Below are 278 nucleotides of genomic sequence, written 5' to 3'. Positions count from 1 at the left end.
TATTGATAAACCAATCATTGAATTGTGTGCCTCCCGAAGATGCCCATTTCAGAAAATAAGGATAAGCATCTGCAATAGAGGTTCTTTCGATAGGGTAAATAAAAGGGGAAGTAAAATTGATAGCCCAGGGGTAGTTTTGTTTTGTAACATAGTATACGCCTATAGTAGTATTCGTGGCGTCTATACCTTGACCGAACTGCGTTTTATCTGCCAATGCAGTTGGTAATTGACCCGGTAAATGCACTTCAAACCCCCTTCTTAAGTTACTTATAATAAAT

1 protein-coding gene is annotated in these 278 nt (G+C 38.1%); it reads right to left on the bottom strand.

Features of this window, described 5'->3' with window-relative positions; all coding sequences use genetic code 11:
- A partial coding sequence (locus tag CWB72_RS20460) for a DUF4842 domain-containing protein (protein ID WP_252371611.1) occupies nucleotides 1-244 on the bottom strand: 244 nt, incomplete at its 3' end.
- Nucleotides 245-278: the final 34 nt, after the last annotated feature.

Origin of the sequence: Pseudoalteromonas phenolica (assembly GCF_005886345.1) — a bacterium.
In the GTDB taxonomy this organism is placed as follows: Bacteria; Pseudomonadota; Gammaproteobacteria; order Enterobacterales; family Alteromonadaceae; genus Pseudoalteromonas; species Pseudoalteromonas phenolica_A.
The sequence above is the reverse complement of the archived record's forward strand: the minus strand, read 5'-3'. Positions and strand labels throughout refer to the sequence as shown.